Origin of the sequence: Cyanobium sp. A1C-AMD (assembly GCF_024346495.1) — a bacterium.
GTDB classification, from domain to species: domain Bacteria; phylum Cyanobacteriota; class Cyanobacteriia; order PCC-6307; family Cyanobiaceae; genus Cyanobium_A; species Cyanobium_A usitatum.
On record NZ_JAGQDB010000128.1, the window covers coordinates 1 to 5,150 of the forward strand.

5 protein-coding genes are annotated in these 5,150 nt (G+C 55.6%); 3 read left to right on the forward strand and 2 right to left on the reverse strand.

Features of this window, described 5'->3' with window-relative positions; all coding sequences use genetic code 11:
- Positions 1 to 1,269 (reverse strand): hypothetical protein (locus KBY74_RS13585; protein WP_254943161.1); only part of this gene is annotated, 1,269 nt, incomplete at its 3' end.
- A 258-nt stretch (positions 1,270 to 1,527) separates the two neighbouring features.
- On the opposite strand from KBY74_RS13585, the gene KBY74_RS13590 reads away from it, so the two are divergent.
- From KBY74_RS13590 to KBY74_RS13600, 3 genes are all read left to right on the forward strand, one after another.
- Positions 1,528 to 2,523, forward strand: a complete 996-nt coding sequence (locus KBY74_RS13590; RefSeq protein WP_254943162.1) for an ABC transporter substrate-binding protein — start codon at positions 1,528 to 1,530, stop codon at positions 2,521 to 2,523.
- A 65-nt stretch (positions 2,524 to 2,588) separates the two neighbouring features.
- The gene (locus KBY74_RS13595) at positions 2,589 to 3,572 is read left to right on the forward strand and encodes an ABC transporter substrate-binding protein (RefSeq protein WP_254943163.1); all 984 of its coding nucleotides are present in this window, start codon (positions 2,589 to 2,591) and stop codon (positions 3,570 to 3,572) included.
- A gap of 144 nt (positions 3,573 to 3,716) precedes the next feature.
- Positions 3,717 to 4,847, forward strand: a complete 1,131-nt coding sequence (locus KBY74_RS13600) for a diguanylate cyclase (RefSeq protein ID WP_254943164.1) — start codon at positions 3,717 to 3,719, stop codon at positions 4,845 to 4,847.
- Here KBY74_RS13600 and KBY74_RS13605 read toward each other — a convergent pair.
- Positions 4,844 to 5,150: transglutaminase family protein (locus KBY74_RS13605; RefSeq protein WP_254943165.1), on the reverse strand; the 307-nt coding region annotated here is incomplete at its 5' end. The genes KBY74_RS13600 and KBY74_RS13605 overlap by 4 nt on opposite strands.

Here is a 5,150-nt window from a genome sequence, read left to right on the forward strand (position 1 = left end):
GCATTCCTCTTTGAGCCTGAGGAACAGGGCATTGCGATTACCGCAGCCGGTGAGTAAATCGCTGGTGTTGATCTGTTCGAGCTCGTCGCGTGATCGGCGCAGGGCCAGATTTGTCTCTTGCAGATCAACGGTCAGCAAACGCACCTGCTGGATCCTCTGGTTGATCAACAGCACCATTACGCGTAGTTCGTTGATCAGAGATGGGGCAAGGGTGCTTAGCCCGTCTGGGCTTGTAAGCATCGGCTTCAGCACTTTATTGATCTCGCGCTCAAACATTGCGCCAATCGTCATGCTGGCGGCAGTTCCAAGCAGCAGAGTGATAAGAACGACAAACAGCAGCTGCGAGCTTTGATCTTGCATCCGTTTCACCAGCTTGCCTGCTGGTTGAACTACCTGGATCAATACGGACGGCTGGCCTGGGTTGGCTTGCAGTTGGCTATAGCTCCAGTAGCCATTTATCCATTTCTTCAACATGGGCAGGGATTGCTTAGAGATAAGCACCGCCAATTCTTGGGGATGCACATAGGCACGTCCCCCATCGCTGAAGTCCTTGTCGAGCTGATCGAACAGTTCAGCATCGGAGCTTGTGCTCTTGCCATTGGCTTCTACACGTCGGTAGGCCACATCTCCGCCCGGAATTTCAGTCCAGGGTATGGATGTGGCAACAGCCCGACTTACTACTTTTAGATTGTCAAGCTCCGCTTGCTGCACCGCCAGCTCTAGCTGATAGCCGGAGCTCATTGTGATAACAAGGGTTGGCACGGTCATGGTGATCAGCACCAGTCCTACAATCACTCCCCGCAATGAGATGCCATTGCCGTGGCCCTTGCGGTTCTTAAAGGCGCTGATTGCCATGAACAGCACGAATGCAATTGTGGCGTTAAGGACCCCATTGACAGCTTGTTTCAGCGCCGTGACGGCCACGTTGCTGGGGTCTATTCGCAGGATTAGGCCATAAAAAACGGCCACCATGGGCGCCCCCAGCAGCAGCCAGTAGCTGATCGCCATGGGGATAACTGCGCCAGTGATTACTTGATCGTTGCGGCGGCTCAGGCGTTGTAGCCCGAGGGTTAGCCAGGTGATCTCGGCGCTGAAGATCACTACCGCCCAAGGATGACCCCATGCCTTCCAGGTCACCAAGCTGGCGATGCAGCCCACCGGAATTACCCAGCCGGTGCGCCAGAGCAGCAGGGCCAAGATCGGCAGGATCGAGCCCAGCAGCACTTGGATGCCATAGAAGAGTGGCAGGGGCTGCAGGTTCAGCAGCACGGCCAGCCCTGCCGTTAGGGCCAGAACAAGCCCTTGCCGACGAGTAGGCGGCGCAAACAGCGGGCCCCACGGGGACGGGGCAGGGGAGCCAGTTATCGATGCCATCAAGAAAAACTAGTCGCACTGGCTATCAGCGTGCGAGATGTGAAGTTTTTGGCAAGAAGCCCAGTATTCTCCTAGGCAAATCGTGGTTAAATGCCTTTCCTGGCTAGCCCGTGGCCTGCATGAGTTTGTCGCTTTTTCTGTAATTACGCGCTAATGGGCATCTCTCCATCAAGGAGCTTGCGTCGTCAGTCGTTCGGCCTGGCTGTAATTGGCTTCGCCTGGGTGGCAGTTGCAGGCTGCACCGCCAAGCCTGAGGAGATCAATGTGCCCATATCCAGCTGGCCGGGATATGAGTATTTTTATTTGGCCGAGCGCCGTGGCCTGGCTGAGCGTTACGGCTTTAAATTAACGACATCCCAGTTTGCGGATCCACAGGAAATAGTTCATTCCTATCTGCGGGGTGAACTTAATGTGGCTCAGCTCACTACTGTAGAGCTCATTGATATCTGTGCTAGGAAGCCAGAGCGCTGCCCTGTGGTGGTGCTGATTCTGGATGAATCTCGTGGTGGCGATATTATTGCGGCTCGCAATGGCGTCGATTCCTTGCGGGATCTTGCTGGTAAGAGTATTGGTACAACCTTTTCAACTCTTGGCCCCTATTTTGTTAGTCGGGCTTTACAGAGTTTCGGGTTGAGCCTAGATCAGGTGGAGATCCGTAACATGCCGATGGCGGAAATGCCCGCTGCCTTGGCCAAGGGCACCATTGATGCAGTCGCCTTTTACCCACCGTTTAGTGACTTTGCAGCGCGAGATGGCCATTCCAGGGTGCTATTTGACAGTCGGCAAACCCCGGGCGAAATCTTTGATGTATTGGCTGTTGATCCTTCGTATCTTCATAGCCATTCCGCTGCTCTGGCAAAGCTTGTAAAGGTCTGGCAAGACGCTCACCAATTGGCCCAGACCCGTCCAAAGCAGTCGATAGGCCTGATGGCCGATCGGCAGAAAGTGAGTGCCAAGGAATTTCAGCAGGCTGAACGAGGCTTGGTTTATTATGGGCTTGTTGAGCAGAAGGAAATGTTGGCTCCGGGGGGTGTGATGGAGCGCAATCTCAAGTCTGTCCAAAAGGTGCACGAGGATTTGGAACTGGTGCGGATTGGCGCCCAGCTGCCTTCAGTAACTAACCGCTTGGTGGAAGCAGCCCTGCGTTGACAAGTCAGCGTCCGAGTCTCCAGCGTCCGAGTCTCCAGCATCCCAAGCTTCAGAGTCCTTGGGTCTTGGCTTTGGTTGGCTTGGTTTCGTTGGTAGGCTCATTGGCTGCATGGCGAACCCTGAATTCCCAGGCACGGCTTTCTGTGGCGATTACCAGTTGGCCTGGCTTCGAGTATCTGTATTTGGCTGAGCAGCGGCGGCTGGGTCACCGCTATGGGCTCGATTTGCGTGTCCAGCAATACACCTCTATTGAGGACCAGCGGCTTGCCTATGGCCGTGGGGATGTTGAGGTCATTGCTACTAATCTTCCGGATGCAATCACGATTTGCCAGGAGGTGCCAAAGCGCTGCCCTGAGTTGTTTTTAGTGATTGACCAGTCCGAGGGTGCGGATGTGATTATCAGCAAGAGCGATATTGGAGATGTACGTGGTTTGGTTGGCCAGACTGTGGGGCTTGAGCGCACTGTGCTTGCTGAATATCTGCTTTTGCGTGCTTTTGAAACCAAGCAAGGTCCATTTGACCAGGTGCGCTTCATGCACGAAGGGCCCAGCGCCCTTGTTAGCGCGCTGAGTAAGGGCAAGGTTGCCGCCATTGTTACCTATCCACCTCATTCAAATCTCCTGCGTGAGGATTCTCGCTATCGGGTTTTATTTAATTCTGTTCAAATACCCGGGGAGATTGTTGATATCTTGGCTGTAAATCCTGCTTTTGCTAAGCGCCATCCGGGTACGATTAGGGCACTAGTGCGCACTTGGTGGGCAGCTCAGGCCCTGGCCAAGGCCGAACCAATTTCCTCCCAGGCCCTGATGGCTAAACGAGAGCAGGTAAGCCCGGCAGAGTTTGTGGCTTCTGAGCGCGGCATTCGTTATCCAACATCAGCCGATCAGGCGGAAATGCTTGCCCCAACTGGCTCGGTTGCTCGCGTGCTCGCCCGCATGGCAGGCCAGATGATTTCCGCAGGTCGCCTTTCGGCCAAGACGCCACTGCCAACCCCCACCCAGGCTTTTCTGCCAAAACCAGAAAAAATGGTTACCTTTTTAGTGAAATAGTCCAGCTGGCGGATTTTTCTTATAAGCTTAACCCTCCTAACTTGGCCTGGAGTCTAATTGTCAGGACCGTCTCTGCTAAAGGGCCGGATTAACCGACAGCTTTGGCTGTTGGTGGCTCTCACCGGAGCTGTTGGATCAGCACTAATGGCGCTTCTGGCTGGTGCCTTGGTGCTCTCCTACCACGCTAGGGAGATTGAGCGGAGTGCCACCAACTTGGAGCGCATCCTCAGCGTGAGCATGACTGGTTACCGTCCGTTGCATGATCTGCAGCGCGATTTGCAGCGGGCAACTGTTAATCAGGGTTTAGAGAGTGCCCTAGTTGTAGATACTCGCGGGGTTGTGCTTGTGGCCTCCAACAATGCCCTGGTGAACTTGCCCCTGCCCCATGTTTTGCAGCTGGCAGGTGAGCAGCCTTTAAGGGCGCTGTTTGCTGATTGCCCCAGCAAAGACGGGGTGGTGAGCTGCCTCAACCAGGACCGGCGCGTTTTTGTTGGTCCCCTGCCCTGGTTTGGTGGTGATTTCCTAGTGACGATGCGGCAGTCACCCCTGGCCCTGGAGGATCGGGGGGGTGGATTTGGCGATCGGGCCACCCTGATCACTGTTGTCAACCTGGACACCCAGCGCAATGAAGCGCTCACTTTTGTGCTGTTGATCTTTATTGCCGGCACCCTGCCCCTGATCTTTGGCTCCCTGGGTTTGTTGTTGATGATGCGTCGTCACTTGCTGCCCGAGTTGCTCAATATGGCTCAGATTGATGCCCTTTCAGGTATCTTTAATCGGCGCACTTTCATGGAGACTGCTAGAGATGTGCTCGCCAAGGCGCAGCAAGTGGGTGTGCCTTGCTCCATGGCCTTGATCGATGTTGATCACTTCAAGGCCATCAATGACAACAATGGTCATGAAGCGGGGGATCAGGTGATTCGCCACGTCTCTAAGTTCTTGGCTGGTGCGGGCCGCAGCTCAGATCTGGTGGGGCGATTGGGTGGGGACGAATTCATAATGCTGCTGCAAAACCCCCGCGAACGCGCTGTGCAGATGTTGGATCGAACTCGTCAGCAGTTGCAGGTGAGCCCGCTGCGCAAAGACGACGACGGCGGCGTGGTGGAGGTGGAGCTTTCCGTTGGAGTTGCCTCCACGGCAGGAGCGAGCGGCTACGACTTGGAGTTGTTGATGGCCGCCGCCGACGGCGCGCTTTACGTGGCTAAAGGTCGCGGCCGCCATCAGGTGGTTTGTTTGGAAATGGAGGGCACCCAATTGCAGGTACCTTTTGCTTAGGCGGACTGCATGGTTGCGGCCGGCTCTTGGATGTCTGCCTCAATGCCCCATTCCAGCAGGCTTTCGACGCCATTCGGCCCTGAAAAGCTGCCGGTGACTGCGGCGGTCAGCTCCGGCTTGGAGGAAGTGGCCAAGGTGATGTAGCGATCGTCGATTACGCCTATGCCGCTGGGATCAAAGCCCCGCCAGCCTGCACCTGGCAGATACACCTCAGCCCAGGCGTGCAGGTCGTAGCTCTCTGGCTTTGGTTCTACCAGGTGGTAGCCGCTCACGAAGCGAGCCGGTAAACCCACGCAGCGGCAG